A 17,319-nucleotide genomic window follows, 5' to 3' on the forward strand; every position below is an offset into this window, starting at 1 on the left:
GTGCTCAGGTGAGCCGGGCCCACCGCCTGAGGGTGTCGGTGGCCTGGGCGTAGTCGCGAGAGGACAGGCGGCTGATGCTCGCGCCGTGGTTGGCGAGCGGGGCGACGAACACGTGGCAGTCCGTCCCCTTCGGCGTGAACCGCTCGGCGCTCCAGGGATCCCGCCCGCCGTAGACGAACATCATCCGGCTCGCCTGCCGGGTCACCCACGCGTCCACGTCCCGCATGGCCCTGCCGTCGAAGCGGGAGCGGAGGGACGCGGGCAGCACCGAGTTCGGCTGGTAGAGCCCTGGATACCGGGTCAGGCCCTTGAGGTGGGCGAAGCTCAGGGACGCCCAGCCGAGCTGGGTGGCCGCCTGGTAGTAGTAGGGCAGGTACGGCTCGATGCCCTGGTCGGTGTACTGCTTCCAGGTCTGGATCTTGTCCACCCATCGGAAGATGGCGGCGTCGGAAGCCTTCTCACCGGGGATGCCCTTGCAGTCCTGCTGCCGGAAGTACTGCCAGAACGTCCAGGCGGAGTCGAGCACGCTCAGCTCGAAGGAGCGGTCGGCCGTGCCGATGGTGCGGCGGAAGGTGAGGCCCTCACGCTTGGCCAGGGCCGTGAGCCGGGGCACCAGGCTCTTGCGGCGCTTGAGCGCCTCCCGCTGAACCGTACGCAGGGCGGCCCGGCACGACGGCGTGCCCACGGTCGTGAAGAACCGCTCGTAGACGCGGTCGTCGGCGTTGACCGCGTCGTTGGGCGCGACATAGGCCACGACCCCGTCGAGGTCGCCCGGATAGAACCGGTGGTGGTAGACGGCGGTCATGCCGCCCTTGCTGGCCCCGGTGCCGATCCAGGCGCCGCCGTAGACCTGCTTGAGCGCCTCGACGATCGCGTGTTCGTCGCTCGCCTCCTGCCAGATGTCGAGCTTCGCCCAGTCCTTCCGCTTCGGAAGCGAGGCGCCGAAGAAACGGTGCTCGACGGAGAGCTGGTTGGCGTCGAGCCCATAGGTGGGCTCCTGGAGCCACACCTTCCCCGGCAGGAAGTATCCACCGGTGTAGAGGACCACGGGCCGGTCCACCGATCGGTGCGAGAGAGTGAGCCGCTGCTGGAACGTTCCGCCGCGCGGGTTCCGGTGGTCCACCGGCTGGGTGAAGGTGAGGGTGTAGTCCTTGTAGCCCTTCGCCCGCCCCTTCTTCACCGACACCACCCGGAGACCGGGGACGGCCCTGAGCCGCGCCAGGAGGTCGTCCTTGGCGATCCCGGCCGTGGAAGCCGCGGACTTCGCCAGGACCGTGCCGGCACCGGTCGCCGGGGCGGCCGCCGCGGGGGTCGCGACAAGGAGGGACGACGCCAGCGCCGCCGAGAACATTGCCAAGGGTCCCCGCGTCCGCCGGACCGGACTCTGTAGCCGCGCGTACGGGCGACCCGCCATGCCGTTTCCTCCCATGTCGACGTAGATCCACGCCAGTGATCGGGAAGACTCTGTCGTATCGGCATATATCGGCACAACCGCAAAAGCGATCCGGCTCACGGCCGCCCGTGTCGCCCTAGACCGGGCAGATGTTGTCGGTGGCGTAGTGCAGCATCGGATCACCGAGCTGTCGACGGGAACGGGAGATCGCGATGGCGCCGACGAATCGGCAGGTGGCCGGGCATGCCTTTCTCAAGGGCATGTACGGGGACGAGTACTTTCCCGATCACGTCGTCGACAAGGGGAAAGCCGTCCTCCTGCGGCTCTGCGAGCGGATCGAGGCCGAGCGGCCGCCGGACCTGGCGGCGCTGTACGTGCTCACGCAGGCCGCGACGGAGGAGTTCAACGCGCTGGAGGCGGAGTTCGAGGCGGCCGGCAGCGAGATCGAGACTTTCGCACGAGAGGTGATCGCCGAAGACTTCTGGTTCGTGGCGTCGGCATACGGGTTCGCGGAGGCGGACGTGGAGGAGTTGATCGCCGGCCGGGAATGGTGAGCCGACGGCGCATGTGCCGGATGGCCCCGGGCGTGGAGCGATAGCGCCGGGCGTCACTCGGGCGCGGCGGCGTCGCCCCAGACCGCGCGGAGGGCGTCTGGGCCGGGAATGAGCCCCATCCCGGCATGAGCATCGGCGGCCCCGCGGCTCATTCGTTCTCCTCGTAGACGACGTGGTAGCGGCGGGTGTAGCGGTTGAGTGCCGCCGGGTTGAAGCGGCCGCCTTGGCTCACCTCGGCGCGATGCTCGATGAGGGCCTCCACCACGCACTCCCAGCCGCCCGGCGAGGAGACCTGGATGACCTTGGGGGGCGGGGTGGAACCGGGGCGGATCGCGTGCGGGACGCCGTGCGGCAGCAGGACGAACTGCCCCTTGCCGGCCCGGTGCGTCATACCGTCGAAGTCGATCTCCAGGACACCGTCGACCACGTAGATGCACTCGTCGGCCACGTGGTGAGTATGGCGCGGGACGGGCTGGGCGACGGTCACCTCCAACAGCGAGATCAGGCTGTCGGTGTCCTCGCTGCGCGCCTTGACGCCGAACGCGGGCGGCACCGCTACGCGCCCGGGCCTCGCCTGCCCCTGCCGCAGCAGGTAGAACCGGCTCTTGTCGCCCCACTCGGCGGGGTCGTCCCGCCCGAGGTGGTAGCGCATGCCGTACGGTTTGCCCAGCTCGTTGATCTTCCTCCAGTCGCGCCGCCCGTCGGGGAACATCAGCGCGTCGGCCTCGCCCGCCTCGCACACGTCCTCGACGTAGCGCTCCCAGCCGCCCGGCGCGGACACCTGCAGGGCGTGCACGGCGGAGCCGTACGGCCCGAGGTTCCGCATGGCGTGTGTGACGCCGCGCGGGACCAGCGCGAACATTCCGGCGGTGAGGTGGTGGGTGGCTCCGTCGAACTCGATGCCCAGGTCGCCGTCCAGCACATACACCAGCTCGTCGAAGGTGTCGTGGACGTGGGCGGGGATGTGGCCGTCGCCGTGGTTCTCGATCAGGGAGAACCGCCCCTCCGTATCGGCGGTCCCGGCCTTCACGCTCATCGACGGCGGCAGGGGCACGCGGGTGGGACGGGAGGCGCCCGCGTCCAGCAGGAAGAAACGGTCCTTGAACATGAGTCGATCCTTCTGAATCGGAATCCGATTCCGTTTAAGCTAGGTGAGTGCCGGACGCCCTGTCAACGCGGACTAGGGTGTGATCCGGAATCCGATTCCGCGAAAGGGGAGCGCATGCCCAGGCCCCGCAGCGACGCCGAGCGCAACCGCGCCCGCCTCCTGGATGTCGCTGTCGACCTGTTCGCCGAGCACGGCGACCAGGTGCAGATGGGGGAGGTGGCGAGGGCCGCGCAGGTCGGCGTCGGCACCCTCTACCGGCACTTCCCGACCCGTCAGGCCCTGGTCGAGGCGGTCGCCGAGCAGCGCTTCAGCGAGATCCTCGCCTTCGCCGAGAGCGAGTGCCTGCCCAACCCCGACACCCGGGCGGCGCTGACCTGCTTCCTGACCCATGTGGCCCAGATCCATCAGAAGGGCCGCGGACTTTCCGGGGCGATCGAGGCGACGTTCGGTTCCACCGCTCCGCGTGGACCTCTGGCGACCGAGTTGCTGGCCATAGGGGACACGCTGATCAGGCGCGGACACGCCGACGGCACCGTCCGCGCCGACATCACGGTGGACGATCTCTACATGCTGGTCGGCGCACTGGCGATGATCAGCCGGGGCGATGTCGGCGACTGGCGGCGGTTCATCGACATCACCCTGGACGGCATCGCCCCACGCTGAGGCGGCCACAGGACGAGGCGCCGTCCTCCTCGGCTGACACCGCCCGGGGCGATCTTCGGCCGGCGGGGAACCGCGACTTCCCTCGGCAGGGGTATCAGTCTTCAGGCCATGCCTGTGCTGGTGGGGTGGTCACGGAGAGGGCGCGCAGGTCGTCGAAGGCTTGGAGGAGATGCGCGTCCAAGCTCTGTGCGGGGTCGTCGATCCAGGCTTGGACCGCTTGGTGAAAGGCGGCCCACCCGGTCTGAGCGGCCAGGCCGGCCAGCCGGTCGGCGACACCGCGCTGCCGCAGCGCCTCCGCTACGGCTTCGGTGAGCGACGCGGCCTTGGCCAGGTCGCGTTCACGGAGTGCCGGTGTCACCGCGATGACTTGTAGTCGTGGTTCGGCGAACGGGCGATTGTCCTCAAGGATCCGTTCGGCCTTCCGGAAGGCGCAGAGCAGCATTTCGAGCGGCTGGAGACCCTCGGGCGCTTCGGCTACCGCCCGCGTCAACGCGGCGCGCAGGTCGGATTCGCCGTCGAAGAGCACCTCGCGTTTGTCCGGGAAGTGCCGGAAGAACGTGCGTTCGTTGACGCCGGCCCGGGCGGCGATCTCGGCCGTGGTGGTCTGGTCGAACCCGCGTTCCCGGTACAGCTCCAGGGCCGCCTGCTGAAGGCGGCGGCGCGCTTCTGCTCCGCTCCTTGGCACGCGTCGAGGATACCGCATATGCCAGTTACTGGCGCTACTTGACGCCAGTAACTGGCGCTACCTACAGTCAGCGACTGGCACTACGTAGTGTCAGTCACTGGCGTCAAGCGGGAGAGTGTTTCATGCATGTCTTTGTCACCGGTGGTTCTGGCCAGACCGGCCCCGCGGTCGTCGCGGAGCTCATCACGGCCGGCCACACCGTCACCGGTCTCGCGCGCTCGGATGCCGCCGCCGCCCGGCTGGAGTCACTGGGGGCCAGACCACACCGCGGCTCCCTGGACGACCTCGACAGTCTGCGCAGGGGCGCCGAAGCCGCCGATGGAGTCCTGCACATGGCCTACGGCGGCGACTTCTCCGACCTCGACGACATGATGAGGCGCGACCGGACCGCGATCGAGACGCTCGGCCGGCCGTTGGAACACTCGGGCAAGCCGTTCGTCGTCACCTCGGGCACCCTGGTCATGCCCGCCGGCCGGGAGGCCACCGAGAAGGACGAGCCCGACGCGACCGGGATCGCCGCCTTCCGCATCGCGGGGGAGCGAGCTTGTCTGGGCTTCGCCGCCCGGGGAGTACGCGCGAGCGTGGTCCGCCTCGCTCCCACCGTCCACGGTCCCGGAGACCACGGCTTCATCCCCATGCTCATCGCCACCGCGCGAAAGACCGGCGTCTCGGCGTACGTCGGAGACGGCACCAACCGCTGGCCCGCGGTGCACCGGCTCGACGCGGCGGTCCTGTTCCGCCTGGCAGTGGAGAAGGCGCCCGCAGGCGGCGTGCTGCACGGAGTAGCCGAAAGCGGCGTGACCCTGAAGAGCATCGCGGAGACGATCGCCCGGGGCCTGGATCTGCCCACGGTCTCGCTGACCCCCGACGAGGCTGCCACGCACTTCGTGAGCCCGTTCATGGCCACCGCCTACGGCTTCGACGGGCCCGTCTCCAGCTCCTACACGCAGGAGCTGCTCGGCTGGTCGCCCACCAACCCGACACTGCTCGAAGACCTGGAGCACGGCGATTACCTGGCCACGCCGGCTCCCTGACCCTCTCACCGACCAAGACGCCGGCCTGCAGCCTTCCGCGAGTGATCTTCTACTGGGCCTGCACCACCGGCGGGCCCTCGCTGGCCTGGACGAGGACGAACCCCTGGCCCCGGAAGGCGAGCTGCATGGCCTCGCCGCTGCCACGGCCGATCAGCGCACCGACCTTCATCGTCCGGTTGACGCCCACCTGCAGGTGGGCGCTCCAGCAGACCGCGGACTGGCCGTCGGCGAACGTCGGCATCTGGGAGGTGTCGAGGAGCACCGGCGTGCCGTGCGCGGTCACCGCGACCCAGCCGGTGCCCTTGATCGTCATGTTGAACAGGCCGCCCGCGGCGATCCCCGCGCCCTGTACACGCTGGATGTCCCACGTGAGCTGGGGATCGAAGGCCAGCAGGTTGCGGCCGTTGACGGTGAGGGCCTCGTTCTCCAGGTAGAACAGGTGGATGTCGTGGGCGTCGTCGGCCAGGAACAGCAGGCCCTGCCCTCTGACGCGCATCAGCGGCGCGCCCTCGCCGGTCACCATCTTCTTGAGCAGCCTGCCGACTCCGCCGGAGCCCTCGTAGTCGAAGTCCATCTGGCCCTGGAAGGCGACCATCGAGCCCTGCCTGGCGATCACCTCGTGCGGTAGCTGGACGCGGAGCATCTTGGAGTTCTGCAGGACGAAGTTGGCGGGGACCTGCCGGCCGTTCAGGTTCCCGAAGAGTGCGCTGCGCATGGTGGGTCCTTCGATGAGTGCGATCGTGCAGGGGTAGTGACGATCGGGGACGGGGCTCCGGTTCCTTCTCCGGGGACCGGACCACGCATCCGGCCTCCTTCACCCGGGACGCGCGGCTCACGCCCAGGTGAACCTCCCGCGTCAGGTGCCCGAACTCGCCGGAGGACGCGGGCCGAGGGGCGGTGCGTCGACCGGGCAGCCGGGGGCGGGCGGTTCGGGCGCGGCCGCGAGGACGTTCGTCCTGATCGTGAGGAACGTGACGACCGCCGCGACCGCCATCATGGCCGCGCCGACCAGCATCGACGTGTGGAACCCCCGGGTGAACGCCGACGGCGAGTCGTAGGCGTCCCCCGCCAGCCCCACCAACGGCGGGACGGCGGCGACGGCCAGGAGGCCGCCCGTCCTGGCCAGGGCGTTGTTGATCCCGCTCGCGACACCCGCGTACCGTTCCTCCGCCGTGGAGAGCACGGTCGCGGTGAGCGGGGCGACGGCGGCGGACAGGCCGAGCCCGAACACGACCGCCGAGGGCAGCACGTCGATGAGATAGGACGAGTTCGGGGCGATGCGGCTCATCAGCAGCAGTCCGGCCGCGCACAGGAGAATCCCTCCTGTCATGGGGAGGCGTGGGCCCACCCGCCTCGCCAGTTCGCCGGCCCGGGGCGACAGCAGCAGCATGAGGATCGTGACCGGGAGCATCGCCGACCCGGCGGCGACGGGAGAGAACCCGGCCGACACCTGGAGCTGGACGACCAGCAGGAAGAACACCAGGCCCATCGCCGCGTACATGACCAGGGTGACGACGTTGACCGCGGTGAACTCCCTCGAGGCGAACACGCCCACGGGGACGAGGGACCGGGGGGAGCGCCGGATCTCCACCACCACGAAGCACACGGCCAGGACGAGCCCGGCGGTCAGCGGCACCAGCCCGTCGCCCGCGAGGATCAGGCCGTACGTCAGCCCGGCCAGCGCGGGTGCGGCGAGGACGGTCCCGAGCACGTCGAAGCGGCCGTGCGGCCCGGCGTCCCGGGTCTCGGGCACGTGCCGGGCGGCGACGCCGACCACGACGGCCGCGAGCGGAAGGTTGAGCAGGAAGACCCACCGCCAGCCGGCCGTCTCGACGAGCCAGCCGCCGAGCAGCGGCCCGAGGGCGGCGGCCACGCCGCCCAGCCCCGACCAGGCGCCGACGGCGCGCGGCCGGTCGTCGGGCACGTAGCTCGCCTGGATGATCGCCAGGGACCCGGGGATCAGCAGGGCCCCGCCGATGCCCTGGAGCGCACGGGCGAGCACGAGAACGGGTGTGTTCGGCGCGGCCCCGCAGAGGGCGGAGGCCAGGGCGAACCAGACCACCCCGGCGACGAAGACCTTCCGCCTGCCGAGCCGGTCGCCCAGCGACCCGCCCAGCAGGATCAGCGCGGCCATGGTGAGCGTGTACGCGTTCACGGTCCACTGGAGGCCGGACATCCCGGCGTGGAGGTCGCGCCCGAGGGCGGGGAGGGCCACGTTGACCACGGTGCCGTCGAGCGTGGCCATGCCCGACCCGAGGACCGTGGTGAGCAGCACCCACCGGCCTGGCGCCGAGCGAAGCCGGATATTTCCGGATGTCATGGACGCCATCATGCGTTACCCGGGGGAGTGGGTGCGTCTTCACGGCAAGGCGGATTACACAATTACGATCGCTCACAGCGAACTGACGCAGAACAGGGAACAGGATCGGACTCCTGTTAGTTGAGCCGACATAACTCAACCTAGTGGAGTGCTGATGTCCCAGATCCTTCCCGTCCTCCCGCTCGACGACGAGGTCGTCCTGCCCGGCATGGTCGTGCCCCTCGATCTGTCGGCCTCCGAGGTCCGCGCCGCCATCGACGCCGCCCGCGCCAGTGGCGAGAGCACGGTCCTGCTGGTGCCCCGCATAGACGGCCGCTACGGCCCGGTGGGGGTGAGCGCCGTCGTGGAACAGGTCGGCCGCCTGCCGGGCGGGGAGCCCGCGGCCGTGGTCCGCGGCGTCGACCGCATGCGCGTCGGCACCGGCACCACCGGCCCCGGCGCGGCGCTGTGGGTCGAGGCGACCGTGCTGGAGCCGGTCACGGCCGGGCCGAGGGCCGATGAGCTCGCCAAGGAGTACAAGGCCCTCACCACCACGATCCTGCAGAAGCGGGGCGCCTGGCAGGTGGTCGACGCGGTCAACCAGATCACGGATCCCGCCGTCCTCGCCGACAGCGCGGGGTACGCCCCCTGGCTGCAGACGCCGCAGAAGCTGCTGCTGCTGGAGACCTCCGACCCGGCCGAGCGGCTGGACAAGCTGGTCGGCTGGGCCCGCGACCACCTCGCCGAGCTGGACGTCGCGGAGACCATCCGCAAGGACGTCCAGGAGGGCATGGAGAAGCAGCAGCGCGAGTTCCTGCTCCGCCAGCAGCTCGCGGCCGTGCGCAAGGAGCTCGCCGAGCTCAACGGGGACCCCTCCGACGAGGAGGAGGACTATCGCGCCCGCATCGAGGCCGCCGACCTGCGGGAGAAGGTCAGGGAGGCCGCGCTCAAGGAGGTCGACAAGCTGGAGCGGGCCTCCGACCAGTCGCCCGAGAGCGGCTGGATCCGCACCTGGCTCGACACCGTGCTCGACATTCCGTGGAACGTCCACACGACCGACGAGTACGACATCGCCGGGGCCCGCGCGGTGCTCGACGCCGACCACACGGGTCTGGACGACGTGAAGGACCGCATCGTGGAATACCTCGCCGTGCGCAAGCGCAGGGCCGACCAGGGCCTCGGCGTGGTCGGTGGGCGCCGCAGCGGCGCCGTGCTCGCGCTGGCCGGTCCTCCCGGAGTCGGCAAGACCTCCCTCGGCGAGTCGGTCGCCCGCGCCATGGGCAGGAAGTTCGTCCGGGTCGCCCTGGGCGGCGTCCGCGACGAGGCGGAGATCCGCGGCCACCGGCGCACGTACGTGGGGGCCCTGCCCGGCCGCATCGTCCGCGCCATCCGCGAGGCGGGCTCGATGAACCCGGTCGTGCTGCTCGACGAGATCGACAAGGTCGGCGCCGACTACCGGGGCGACCCGACGGCCGCGCTGCTGGAGGTGCTCGACCCGGCGCAGAACCACACCTTCCGCGACCACTACCTGGAGGTCGAGCTCGACCTCAGCGACGTGCTGTTCCTCGCGACGGCCAACGTGCTGGAGCAGGTGCCCGGGCCGCTGCTCGACCGCATGGAGATCGTCACGCTCGACGGCTACACCGAGGACGAGAAGGTCGCCATCGCCCGCGACCACCTGCTCCCGCGCAACCTGGAGAAGGCGGGCCTCACCGCCGACGACGTGACGGTGGAGGAGGCGGCGCTACGCCGCCTGGCCGGCGAGTACACCCGCGAGGCCGGCGTCCGCTCGCTCGAGCGCTCGATCGCCCGGATCCTGCGCAAGGTGACGGCGAAGGTCGCCCTCGGCGAGGCCGCGCTCCCGGTGACGGTCACCGGCGGCGACCTGGTCTCCTACCTGGGCCGGCCGCGCCACGTGCCCGAGTCGTCCCTGCCGGAGGCCCGGCAGCGTACGGCGGTGCCGGGCGTGGCCACCGGCCTCGCGGTGACCGGCGCGGGCGGCGACGTCCTCTACGTCGAGGCGTCGCTGGCCGACCCGGAGACCGGGGCGACCGGTGTGACCCTGACCGGTCAGCTGGGCGACGTGATGAAGGAGTCGGCGCAGATCGCGCTGTCCTTCCTGCGGTCCCGGGGCGCAGAGCTGGAGCTGCCGGTCGGGTCGCTCAAGGACAGGTCGGTGCACATCCACGTGCCCGCGGGCGCGGTGCCGAAGGACGGCCCGTCGGCCGGTGTCACGATGACCACCGCCCTGGCCTCGCTGCTGTCGGGCCGGCCGGTCCGCGCCGACGTGGCGATGACCGGCGAGGTGTCCCTCACCGGGCGGGTGCTGCCGATCGGAGGGGTCAAGCAGAAGCTGCTCGCCGCCCACCGGGCGGGGATCACCACCGTGCTCATCCCGGCGCGCAACGAGCCCGACCTGGACGACGTCCCGGCCGAGGTGCTGGCCGACCTCACCGTCCACGCGGTGAGCGACGTGCGCGAGGTCCTCGGCCTGGCCCTCACCCCGGCGACGGTCGCCCAGCAGCGGGCGGTCGCCTGACCCACTCCACCCGGCCCGCGTCTCCGTCGTCCCGGAGGCGCGGGCCTTTCCCTGTGACGAATCCTGTGACGAAGCACACATTACCGGTATGGAATAAGGATTAACTCACTCCTGTTTCAGCCGGTCGTGAGCGTATCGAACCTGGTGAACCCGCCCGAGCGAGGGTGTCCTGCGGCCTGAACATCGTCCGTCCGCACCCTCCCCACGAAGGCACTCACCGATGACGCTCTCCCCGCCGCCCGATCTGATCCTGCGCCGGATCACGCATCTGCCCTTCCCACCCGGCACGCGCTAGCCGCACGCGCACAGGAATCGGCCGCCATCGTCTCCGAGGGACAGCAAGTGATCACGGTTTCCGGCCTGCGCAAGGCCTACGGCGACGTCGTCGCGCTCGACGGCGTCGACCTCCACGTCGGCAAGGGCGAGGTCTTCGGCGTGCTCGGGCGCAGCGGCGCCGGCAAGAGCACCCTGCTGCGCTGCGTCAACCTGCTCGAACGTCCCGACGAGGGCGTGGTGACCGTCGACGGGCGCGAGCTGACCGCCCTCGGCGCGGCCGACCTGCGCCGCGCCCGCCAGCGCATCGGCATGATCCATCAGCACTTCGCGCTGCTGTCGTCGCGCACGGTGGCGGGCAACGTGGCCTTCCCGCTGGAGGTCATGGGCGTCGGCCGGGCCGCCCGGGCCCGGCGCGTCGCGGAGATGCTCGACCTCGTGGGCCTGGCCGACCGCGCCGGGGCCTACCCCGCGCAGTTGTCCGGCGGCCAGAAGCAGCGGGTCGGCATCGCGCGGGCGCTCGCCGCCGAGCCGTCGGTGCTGCTGTCGGACGAGGCCACCTCCGCGCTCGACCCCGCCACGACCCAGTCGATCCTGGCCCTGCTCCGGCGGCTCAACCGGGAGCTGGGACTGACCATCCTGCTCATCACCCACGAGATGGACGTCATCAAGGCCGTCTGCGACTCGGCGGCGATCATGAGCGACGGGCGGATCGCCGAGGCGGGTCCCATCCCCGAACTGCTCGCCAGGCCCGGATCGCGCCTGGCGGCCGAGCTGTTCCCGCTGCCGCCCGCCGAGCCCGGCACCGTGACGGTCGCCCTGGCCGCGGACCAGACCCTGCTGTCGCGTCTCGCGCGTACGCACGACGTGGACGTCGCCGTCGCGGCGGGCGCGGTCGAACAGGTCGCCGGGGTCCCGGCGGGCCGGCTGCGGCTGCGGGTCACCGGAGCCGGTACGGCTGCCGCCCTCGCGGACCTGCGCGAGCGCGGCCTGCTGGTGGAGGAGGACGCATGACCTGGTCGGAGATGAGCCCCCTGTTGTGGGAGGCCACCGGGCAGACCGCCGTGATGGTGGGCTGGTCCACGCTGTTCACCGTGCTGTTCGGGCTGCCGCTCGGCGTCTGCCTCGCCGGGACGGACCGGGGTGGGCTGTTCCCCGCGCCCGCCGTGCGGCGCGTGCTCGGCCTGGTCGTGAACGTCGGCCGGTCGCTGCCCTTCATCGTCCTCATGATCGCGGTCATCCCGGTCACCCGCGTGCTCACCGGCACCACGATCGGGTCCGCCGCCGCGGTGGTCCCGCTGACGATCGGCGCGGTGCCGTTCTTCGCCCGGCTGGTCGAGACGGCGCTGCGCGAGGTGGGCCGCGACGTCGTGCAGGCGGCCGAGGCCATGGGGGCGGGCCGGGCGACGATCGTGGCGCGCGTCCTGCTGCCCGAGGCGCTGCCCGGCCTGGTCGCCGGGCTGACCGTCACCGTGGTCACGCTCATCTCCTACTCGGCCATGGCCGGAGTGATCGGCGGCGGGGGTCTCGGCGACCTCGCCGTCCGCTACGGATACCAGCGGTTCGAGACCACGCTCATGGTCGTCACCGTGGTCGTCCTGGTCGTCGTGGTGCAGCTCGCACAGACCCTGGGCGACGCCGTCGCCCGTCGGCTTTCTCACCGTTAACCCATCGAAGGAGTTCTGTTCCATGCGTAGAACGCTCGGCCTCGTCATCGCCGCCGTGGTCGCGCTCGTGTTGTCCGCCTGCGGGTCCTCGTCTTCCGGCACGGCTACCGCCTCCGGCACAGCGGCGGCGGACGCCCCGCTCAAGGTCGGCGTGAGCCCGGTGCCGCACGCGCAGATCCTCAAGTACGTGGCCGACAACCTGGCCGCCGCGAAGGGCCTGAAGCTGGAGATCGTGGAGTTCAGCGACTACGTGCAGCCCAACCTGCAGCTCCAGGACGGCCAGCTCGACGCCAACTACTTCCAGCACAAGCCGTACCTGGACGACTTCAACGCATCCAAGGGCACGAAGCTGAGCTTCGTGGCCCCGGTGCACCTGGAGCCGCTCGGCCTGTACTCCAAGAAGGTCAAGGACCTCGCCTCGCTGCCGCAGGGCGGCACGGTCGCGGTGCCCAACGACGCCACCAACCTCGGCCGGGCGCTCAAGCTGCTCGCCGACAACGGCGTGGTCACGCTCAAGGACGGCGTGGGCACCGCCGCGACGGAGCGCGACGTGACCGGCAACCCGAAGAAGCTGACCTTCCGTCCGCTGGAGGCCGCCCAGCTCCCGCGCTCGCTCGACGACGTGGACGCCGCCGTGATCAACGGCAACTACGCGCTGGAGGCGAACCTCAACCCGTCCTCCGACGCGCTGGTGCTGGAGAAGGCCGAAGGCAACCCATACGCCAACGGCCTCGTGGTCGCGCAGGGGCACGAGAGCGACCCGCGGGTGAAGACCCTGGTCGGGCTGCTGACCGGCCCCGAGGTGAAGAAGTACATCGAGGACACATTCAAGGGCTCGGTCATCCCCGCGTCCTGACGCGTACATACATGGACGAATCATCCAGTCGCTTGACCGGATGATTCGTCCATGCTGTCATGGCCCCATGTTGTACGGCACACCGGCGCTGGAGGCCGCGGACGAGAAGGTGCTCGCCGAGATCGAGGAGATGCGGCGCGACCTGAAATACCGGCTGGCCGAGGCCCACCGCTGGGACGGCCTGCTGCGGCGGCAGTTGCAGGCGCGGGCGATCCAGGGGTCGAACTCCATCGAGGGCTACCACGCCAGCGTCGAGGACATCGAGTCGATCATGTCCGGCGAGGACCCTCTGGAGACGCCGACGGCCGTTGCCCGGGAGATCGCCGGTTACCGGCAGGCGCTCACCTATATCGGTACTCTCTCGCGGGCGTGGGCCTTCCGCTACGACGTGGGCCTGCTCCACGGGCTCAACTTCATGATGATCGGCCATCACCAGGACCAGACGCCGGGCACGGTGCGGCCCGGCGGGATCTACGTGCGCAACTCCGCCACCGGTGAGGTGGTCTACGAGGGCCCGGACCACGAGCAGGTCCCCGGTCTGCTGGCGGAACTGGTCGAGTGGCTCAACGGGGGCGACCTCGACGCGCCCAGCTACGTCCGCGCCGCCATGGCGCACCTCAATCTCGCCAAGATCCATCCGTGGCGGGACGGGAACGGGCGCATGTCGCGGGCGCTGCAGACGCTCGTGCTGGGCCGCGACCGGATCACCACGCCGGAGTTCGCCTCGATCGAGGAGTGGCTGGGCGAGGGCCGCACCACCTACGACTACTACGACGTGCTGGGCGAGGTGGGACGCGGCCGGTGGAGCCCGCACGGGGACACCCTCGCGTGGGTGCGGTTCGTCCTGCGCTGCCACCACATGCAGGCCCAGCGGGTGGGGCGCCGGCTCACCGAGGCGGGCGAGGTGTGGATGCTGCTTGAGGAGCGGACCGAGGCACAGGGCCTGCACCCGCGCACGGTCTCGGCGCTCTACCAGGTGTTCGTCTCCCGGCGGCTGCGCCGGGGCATGTACCAGGCCGACGAGGGGCTGAGTCAGGGCCAGGCCGCCCGCGACCTCCGTGAGCTGGCGGCCACCGGGTGGCTCCAGCCGTACGGCGAGACGAAGGGCCGCTTCTACGCGCCGGGGCCGAAGATGACGGAGATCAAGGCCGCTTTCGCCGAGCGCGCCAGGCCGCTGCGCGACCCCTATCGGACGCTGGAGAGCTGACCGGGCGCATGGGGAAATCGCGCCTACCGCGCGGAAAGCGAACCGAGTAACGTTCGGTTATGCACCCTGGGGCGATCGCGGCGGTGACGCCGGACAAGCCTGCGGTGATCATGGCGGGCTCCGGCCGCGTGATCACCTTTCGTGAACTCGACGAGGAATCCAACCGGCTGGCCCATCTGCTGCGGGCCGCGGGCCTGAAGCCCGGCGACCACATCGCCTTCATGCTGGAGAACCATCCGCTCTTCCTCGTGATCGCGTGGGCCGCCCACCGCTCGGGCCTGTACTACACCGCCATCAGCTCCCGGCTCCAGGCCGACGAGCTGTCGTACATCGTGGACAACTGCGGGGCGCGGGTCTTCATCTCTTCGGCGAAGCTCGCCGGCGTCGCGGGCGCCGTCACCGAGGCCACGCCCGGGGTCGAACTGCGGCTCATGGTCGACGGCGTCGCCCCGGGCTTCACCTCCTACGAGGAGGCCGTGGCGGGGCAGCCCGCGACGCCGCTCGACGACGAGTGCCAGGGCGCCGACATGCTCTACTCGTCGGGCACCACGGGACGCCCCAAGGGAGTCAAGCCGCCGCTCAGCCGGGCGCCGCTGGAGGCCCCCGGGGCCCTGGTGCGGCTCATCCAGTTCCTGTTCGCGCCCTCGGCCGACAGCGTGTACCTGTCGCCCGCGCCGCTCTACCACGCCGCTCCGCTGCGTTACAGCATGTCCTTCCAGCGCCTCGGCGCGACGGTGGTGGTGATGGAGAGGTTCGACCCCGAGGAGGCGCTGGCGCTCGTCGAGCGGCACCGGGTCACCCATGCGCAGTGGGTGCCCACGATGTTCGTCAAGATGCTCAAGCTGCCCGAGGAGGTGCGCCGGCGCTACGACCTGTCGTCGCTGGGCTGCGCCATCCACGCCGCCGCGCCCTGCCCCGTCGAGGTCAAGGAGCGGATGATGGAGTGGTGGGGGCCGATCATCCACGAGTACTACGCGGGCACGGAGGGCAACTGCTTCCTGTACGCGGGCCCGGAGGACTGGCTCGCCCACAAGGGCACGGTGGGCCGGCCGCTGCTCGGGGTCACCCACGTCTGCGACGAGGACGGCGGCGAGCTGCCGCCCGGTGAGCACGGCACGGTCTACTTCTCCGACGGCCCGAGGTTCGAGTATCACGGCGACCCCGAGAAGACCGCGTCGGTGCAGGACCCCAAGGGCCGCGGCTGGACCACGCTGGGGGACATCGGCTACCTGGACGAGGACGGCTTCCTCTACCTCACCGACCGGCGCTCGTACATGATCATCTCCGGTGGGGTGAACATCTACCCGCAGGAGGCCGAGAACGTGCTGGCGATGCATCCCGAGGTGGCCGACGTGGCCGTCTTCGGGGTGCCGGACCCCGAGATGGGCGAGCAGGTCAAGGCCGTCGTGCAGCCGGCGGACCCGGCGGGCGCGGGTCCCGCCCTGGAGGCCGAGCTGATCGCCTACTGCCGGGAACGCCTGGCCCACTACAAGTGCCCGAAGTCGGTGGACTTCCGGGACGAGCTGCCCCGCCACCCCACGGGCAAGCTGTACAAGCGCCTGCTCAGGGACGAGTACTGGCCTCGGACGAGCTGACATAAAGTACGCGTAGGGCGCTCGGGGATCCCCACCGCTGATCGCTTAGCGTGACCTTATCGCCGATGCGTCATCGTATTACGTGTACCGGCGGAGAGCCGGGATCACCGGCGAATCCATTGAGGGGGATGGCGATGAGCTCACCTGAGCATGTTCCCGGCAACGAGAACACCGAGATACTCCCCGGTCACGGCTGGAGCCAGTTCGGCAGCACCCCGCCGCAGCACGGGCAGTACACCGGGGCGTACCAGTCGTACGGCGCCTACGGGAGCGGCTCTTATGACACGGCGCAGTTTCCGGCGCCTCCGGCGCGCAAGGGCACGCTGACCGCCCGCCAGAAGGCGGGCGCGGGCCTCGCCCTCGTGGCCGTGGCACTGGGCGGCGGGGTCACCGGGGCCCTCGTCGCGAACAGCGTGAACGGCGGGCAGACGGTGATCGCGAGCCCGGTGGTCAAGGGAGTGTCCAACTCCTCGACCACCACGATCGCCGCGGTGGCCAAGGCGATCATGCCGTCGGTGGTGTCCATCGAGGTGAAGACCGCCACGGCCGGCGGCGAGGGGTCCGGTGTCATCCTGTCGGCCGACGGTCTGATCCTGACGAACAACCACGTGGTGAGCATCGGCGGCGGGGGCGGCGGCACGGTCACCGTGAAGTTCAGCGACGGCAAGACCGCCACCGCCGTCGTCAAGGGCACCGACCCCACCACGGACCTCGCGGTCATCCAGGCGCAGGGCGTGTCCGGCCTGACCCCCGCCTCTCTTGGCGACAGCGACAAGCTTCAGGTCGGCGACGCGGTCCTCGCGATCGGCAGCCCGCTCGGCCTGGAGGGATCGGTCACCTCCGGCATCGTGAGCGCCCTCGACCGCACGCTGACCGAGGCCCCCGAAGAGCAGCAGCAGCAGTTCCCCTGGGGGATGGGACAGCAGCAGCAGCCGCAGAGCCAGGGCACCACGATCGGCGGCATGATCCAGACCGACGCCGCGATCAACCCCGGCAACTCCGGCGGCGCGCTGGTCAACTCCTCCGGGCAGGTCGTCGGCGTCAACACGGCGATCGCCACCTCGGGCTCCAGCTCCGGCAACATCGGCGTCGGCTTCGCGATCCCCATCAACACCGCGAAGCTCGTCTCCGAGCAGCTCATCAAGACGGGCAAGGCGACCCACGCCTTCTTCGGCGTGAGCGTGGCCGACGCGGTCGGCGGCGCGTCGGGCGCGGTGGTCAGCTCGATCACGGCCGGCAGCCCTGCGGAGAAGGCCGGCCTCAAGGAGGGCGACCTGATCACCAAGATCAACGACAAGCTGGTGGACAGCGCGGAGGCGCTGGTCGGCACCATCCGCAGCTCCCGTCCCGGCGACAAGGTGACCGTCACCTACACCCGTGACGGCAAGGAGAACACGATCACCGCCGCGCTCGCGGAGCAGTCGTCCACGAGCTGACGGCCCACGA

Annotated in this window: 15 protein-coding genes; 10 read left to right on the forward strand and 5 right to left on the reverse strand. The window is 70.6% G+C overall.

The window, feature by feature from the left end; genetic code table 11:
- Positions 1-4: 4 nt before the first annotated feature.
- Positions 5-1,351, reverse strand: a complete 1,347-nt coding sequence (locus FLW16_RS21935; protein ID WP_142562089.1) for a S28 family serine protease — start codon at positions 1,349-1,351, stop codon at positions 5-7.
- Positions 1,352-1,605: 254 nt separating this feature from the next.
- On the opposite strand from FLW16_RS21935, the gene FLW16_RS21940 reads away from it, so the two are divergent.
- Positions 1,606-1,947 (forward strand): DUF5713 family protein, encoded by a 342-nt coding sequence (locus FLW16_RS21940; RefSeq protein WP_142561983.1) that lies wholly within the window; start codon positions 1,606-1,608, stop codon positions 1,945-1,947.
- A gap of 148 nt (positions 1,948-2,095) precedes the next feature.
- On the opposite strand, the gene FLW16_RS21945 is transcribed toward FLW16_RS21940, so the two are convergent.
- The gene (locus FLW16_RS21945) at positions 2,096-3,055 is read right to left on the reverse strand and encodes a cupin domain-containing protein (protein ID WP_142561984.1); all 960 of its coding nucleotides are present in this window, start codon (positions 3,053-3,055) and stop codon (positions 2,096-2,098) included.
- Between the two features lie 114 nt (positions 3,056-3,169).
- Here FLW16_RS21945 and FLW16_RS21950 point away from each other — a divergent pair, with 114 nt between their 5' ends.
- Positions 3,170-3,718: a TetR/AcrR family transcriptional regulator gene (locus tag FLW16_RS21950; RefSeq protein WP_142561985.1), complete on the forward strand. Its 549-nt coding sequence runs from the start codon at positions 3,170-3,172 to the stop codon at positions 3,716-3,718.
- A gap of 94 nt (positions 3,719-3,812) precedes the next feature.
- On the opposite strand, the gene FLW16_RS21955 is transcribed toward FLW16_RS21950, so the two are convergent.
- Entirely contained in the window at positions 3,813-4,403 is a 591-nt protein-coding gene (locus tag FLW16_RS21955) for a TetR family transcriptional regulator (protein WP_142561986.1), read from the reverse strand.
- Positions 4,404-4,525: 122 nt separating this feature from the next.
- Between FLW16_RS21955 and FLW16_RS21960 the strand changes: the two genes are divergently transcribed.
- Positions 4,526-5,437, forward strand: coding sequence for an SDR family oxidoreductase (locus FLW16_RS21960; protein ID WP_142561987.1), 912 nt, complete (start codon positions 4,526-4,528; stop codon positions 5,435-5,437).
- Positions 5,438-5,486: 49 nt separating this feature from the next.
- On the opposite strand, the gene FLW16_RS21965 is transcribed toward FLW16_RS21960, so the two are convergent.
- Both FLW16_RS21965 and FLW16_RS21970 read right to left on the reverse strand, forming a co-directional pair.
- Positions 5,487-6,152, reverse strand: coding sequence for an AIM24 family protein (locus FLW16_RS21965; protein WP_142561988.1), 666 nt, complete (start codon positions 6,150-6,152; stop codon positions 5,487-5,489).
- 141 nt (positions 6,153-6,293) lie between these two features.
- Entirely contained in the window at positions 6,294-7,757 is a 1,464-nt protein-coding gene (locus FLW16_RS21970) for an MFS transporter (protein ID WP_260615461.1), read from the reverse strand.
- A 154-nt stretch (positions 7,758-7,911) separates the two neighbouring features.
- On the opposite strand from FLW16_RS21970, the gene lon reads away from it, so the two are divergent.
- The 7 genes from lon to FLW16_RS22005 all read left to right on the forward strand — a co-directional run bounded on the left by lon (position 7,912) and on the right by FLW16_RS22005 (position 17,309).
- Positions 7,912-10,275: an endopeptidase La gene (gene lon / locus FLW16_RS21975; protein WP_142561990.1), complete on the forward strand. Its 2,364-nt coding sequence runs from the start codon at positions 7,912-7,914 to the stop codon at positions 10,273-10,275.
- A 342-nt stretch (positions 10,276-10,617) separates the two neighbouring features.
- Entirely contained in the window at positions 10,618-11,562 is a 945-nt protein-coding gene (locus FLW16_RS21980) for a methionine ABC transporter ATP-binding protein (protein ID WP_142561991.1), read from the forward strand.
- A complete protein-coding gene (locus tag FLW16_RS21985) occupies positions 11,559-12,215 on the forward strand; it encodes a methionine ABC transporter permease (RefSeq protein ID WP_142561992.1) in 657 nt (218 codons plus the stop codon). Before FLW16_RS21980 ends, FLW16_RS21985 begins: the two co-directional genes overlap by 4 nt.
- Before the next feature lie 22 nt (positions 12,216-12,237).
- The gene (locus tag FLW16_RS21990) at positions 12,238-13,071 is read left to right on the forward strand and encodes a MetQ/NlpA family ABC transporter substrate-binding protein (RefSeq protein WP_142561993.1); all 834 of its coding nucleotides are present in this window, start codon (positions 12,238-12,240) and stop codon (positions 13,069-13,071) included.
- A gap of 67 nt (positions 13,072-13,138) precedes the next feature.
- A complete protein-coding gene (locus tag FLW16_RS21995) occupies positions 13,139-14,278 on the forward strand; it encodes a Fic family protein (RefSeq protein ID WP_142561994.1) in 1,140 nt (379 codons plus the stop codon).
- A gap of 59 nt (positions 14,279-14,337) precedes the next feature.
- Entirely contained in the window at positions 14,338-15,873 is a 1,536-nt protein-coding gene (locus FLW16_RS22000) for an acyl-CoA synthetase (protein WP_142561995.1), read from the forward strand.
- Positions 15,874-16,007: 134 nt separating this feature from the next.
- Entirely contained in the window at positions 16,008-17,309 is a 1,302-nt protein-coding gene (locus FLW16_RS22005; RefSeq protein ID WP_142561996.1) for a S1C family serine protease, read from the forward strand.
- Positions 17,310-17,319 lie beyond the last annotated feature (10 nt).

This window comes from Microbispora sp. KK1-11, from assembly GCF_006874435.1.
In the GTDB taxonomy this organism is placed as follows: domain Bacteria; phylum Actinomycetota; class Actinomycetes; order Streptosporangiales; family Streptosporangiaceae; genus Microbispora; species Microbispora catharanthi.

What these genes read in the sequence shown, in the direction of transcription:
- FLW16_RS21935 (WP_142562089.1), bottom strand. Translation starts at nt 1,351, where the DNA reads ATGTTCTCGGCGGCGCTGGCGTCGTCCCTCCTTGTCGCGACCCCCGCG.
- FLW16_RS21940 (WP_142561983.1), top strand. Translation starts at nt 1,606, where the DNA reads ATGGCGCCGACGAATCGGCAGGTGGCCGGGCATGCCTTTCTCAAGGGC.
- FLW16_RS21945 (WP_142561984.1), bottom strand. Translation starts at nt 3,055, where the DNA reads ATGTTCAAGGACCGTTTCTTCCTGCTGGACGCGGGCGCCTCCCGTCCC.
- FLW16_RS21950 (WP_142561985.1), top strand. Translation starts at nt 3,170, where the DNA reads ATGCCCAGGCCCCGCAGCGACGCCGAGCGCAACCGCGCCCGCCTCCTG.
- FLW16_RS21960 (WP_142561987.1), top strand. Translation starts at nt 4,526, where the DNA reads ATGCATGTCTTTGTCACCGGTGGTTCTGGCCAGACCGGCCCCGCGGTC.
- FLW16_RS21965 (WP_142561988.1), bottom strand. Translation starts at nt 6,152, where the DNA reads ATGCGCAGCGCACTCTTCGGGAACCTGAACGGCCGGCAGGTCCCCGCC.
- FLW16_RS21970 (WP_260615461.1), bottom strand. Translation starts at nt 7,757, where the DNA reads ATGACATCCGGAAATATCCGGCTTCGCTCGGCGCCAGGCCGGTGGGTG.
- lon (WP_142561990.1), top strand. Translation starts at nt 7,912, where the DNA reads ATGTCCCAGATCCTTCCCGTCCTCCCGCTCGACGACGAGGTCGTCCTG.
- FLW16_RS21985 (WP_142561992.1), top strand. Translation starts at nt 11,559, where the DNA reads ATGACCTGGTCGGAGATGAGCCCCCTGTTGTGGGAGGCCACCGGGCAG.
- FLW16_RS21990 (WP_142561993.1), top strand. Translation starts at nt 12,238, where the DNA reads ATGCGTAGAACGCTCGGCCTCGTCATCGCCGCCGTGGTCGCGCTCGTG.
- FLW16_RS21995 (WP_142561994.1), top strand. Translation starts at nt 13,139, where the DNA reads ATGTTGTACGGCACACCGGCGCTGGAGGCCGCGGACGAGAAGGTGCTC.
- FLW16_RS22000 (WP_142561995.1), top strand. Translation starts at nt 14,338, where the DNA reads ATGCACCCTGGGGCGATCGCGGCGGTGACGCCGGACAAGCCTGCGGTG.
- FLW16_RS22005 (WP_142561996.1), top strand. Translation starts at nt 16,008, where the DNA reads ATGAGCTCACCTGAGCATGTTCCCGGCAACGAGAACACCGAGATACTC.